The sequence below is a fragment of the Microbacterium sp. genome (assembly GCF_026393345.1).
Taxonomy (GTDB): Bacteria; Actinomycetota; Actinomycetes; order Actinomycetales; family Microbacteriaceae; genus Microbacterium.
Map to the genome: position 1 here is coordinate 1 of NZ_JAPLAI010000074.1, position 1,991 is coordinate 1,991.

The 1,991-nt window shown below is 68.5% G+C and carries 1 protein-coding gene; it reads right to left on the reverse strand.

What is annotated here, in order from left to right:
• Nucleotides 1–1,488, reverse strand: a 1,488-nt coding sequence (glmS, locus tag NT132_RS14215; RefSeq protein ID WP_297790189.1) for a glutamine--fructose-6-phosphate transaminase (isomerizing), incomplete at its 3' end; no start/stop codon positions are given.
• Nucleotides 1,489–1,991 lie beyond the last annotated feature (503 nt).

Here is a 1,991-nt window from a genome sequence, read left to right on the forward strand (position 1 = left end):
CTCGGCGTGGATGTAGGAGATCTCCTTGAGCTTGAGCGCGCCCTCGAGAGCGATCGGGTATCCGACGTGGCGACCCAGGAACAGCACCGAGCGGGTGTCGGCCATCCAGCCGGCGAGCTGCGAGACGTGGTCGTTCTCCTTCTCGAGCACGCTGGCGATCTTGGCGGGAAGGTCTGCGAGCTCCGCAACCGCCGAATCGTCGGTCAGCGTCTGACGCACACGCCCCATGTGCAGACCGAGCAGCAGCAGCGCGGTGATCTGCGCCGAGAACGCCTTGGTCGACGCCACGGCGACCTCGGGGCCCGCGTGGGTGTAGACGACGGCATCCGATTCGCGAGGGATCGTGGCGCCCTGCGTGTTGCAGATCGAGAGTGTGCGCGCGCCGCGCTCGCGGGCGTACTTGACGGCCATGAGCGTGTCCATGGTCTCGCCGGACTGGCTGATCGAGATGACGAGCGTGTCGTCGCCGATCACCGGGTCGCGGTAGCGGAACTCGTGGGCGAGCTCGACGTCGGTCGCGACGCGGGCCCACTGCTCGATCGCGTACTTTCCGACGAGGGCTGCATAGGATGCCGTGCCACACGCCGTGATGATCACGCGGTTGATGCCGATGAAGAGCTCGTCGAGTCCGTCGAGTTCGGGGATGACGACCTGTCCGTCGCTCACGCGGCCGAGGATCGTGTTCGCGACGGCCGTTGGCTGCTCGGCGACTTCCTTGGCCATGAAGGATGACCATCCGCCCTTCTCGGCGGCGGCGGCATCCCACGACACGTCGAACGGCTCGGCCTCGACCGGGTTGCCCTCGAAGTCGGTCACCGTGACCTCGGAGGGGGTGATGGAGACGATCTGGTCCTGGCCGATCGCGAGCGCCTTGCGAGTGTGCTCGACGAAGGCGGCGACGTCGGATCCGAGGAAGTTCTCGCCCTCGCCGAGTCCGATCACGAGAGGCGAGTTGCGGCGGGCGCCGACGACGAGACCAGGGTGGTCCTCGTGCATCGCGAGCAGCGTGAAGGCGCCCTCGAGGCGGTTCACGACGTTCTGGAAGGCATCCTGCAGGTTGCCGCTCTTCGCGTACTCGCGGCCGAGCAGCGCGGCTGCGACCTCGGTGTCGGTCTCGCTGAGGAACGTCACACCGTCGGAGAGCAGGTCTTCGCGCAGGGCGGAGAAGTTCTCGATGATGCCGTTGTGGATGACGGCGAGCTTGTCGTCAGCGGCGAGGTGCGGATGCGCGTTGATGTCGGTCGGCCCGCCGTGCGTCGCCCACCGCGTGTGGCCGATTCCGGTCGTGCCGTCGCCGAGTGGAGCATCCGCAAGAGAGTCGCGCAGCATGCTGAGCTTTCCGGCTTTCTTGCGCATCCCGAGGTCGCCGTTCTCGTCGATGACCGCGATACCGGCGGAGTCGTACCCGCGATACTCGAGTCGGGCGAGGCCGGCGATAAGGATGTCCTGGCTGGGGCGCGGGCCCACGTATCCGACGATTCCACACATGGTCTCAAGAGTAAGCGGGATCTTTTGCGAGGGTTCCGAACGAACTTCGGATGCCGTCGACCCCCGCCCCCGCAGGTGTCACCTCGTGCCGCCTCAACCGCCGAGGAGCGGCACGACCAACCACCTCCCGCGCGCGCGACCCCGCGCCATCCCCCGCAGGTGTCGCCTCCTGCCGGTGATCGAGGTGTAGCCCACCACGGCTGTGCGGGGCGAGTGCACTGTGGCGACGCCGCTCGCGTGCGGCTCGAGCTCTGTGATGCGCGCGGGTGCGTCGATGCGTTCCAGGTCGGGTACGCCGTTCGCGCGCGATCGCCGTTCGATCCGCCCAGGGCGCCGCCCCCGCCCGGGAGGTGGCGCGAGTGGCCGCATAAAGCGCCGCCACTCGGCATCAAGCGCCACCTCCCGCGCCGCGCCGCGCCGCGCCCGCCCGGGAGGTGGCGCGAGTAGTCGCATAAAGCGCCGCCACACGGCATCAAGGACCACCTCCCGCACCGGAGTGGGCG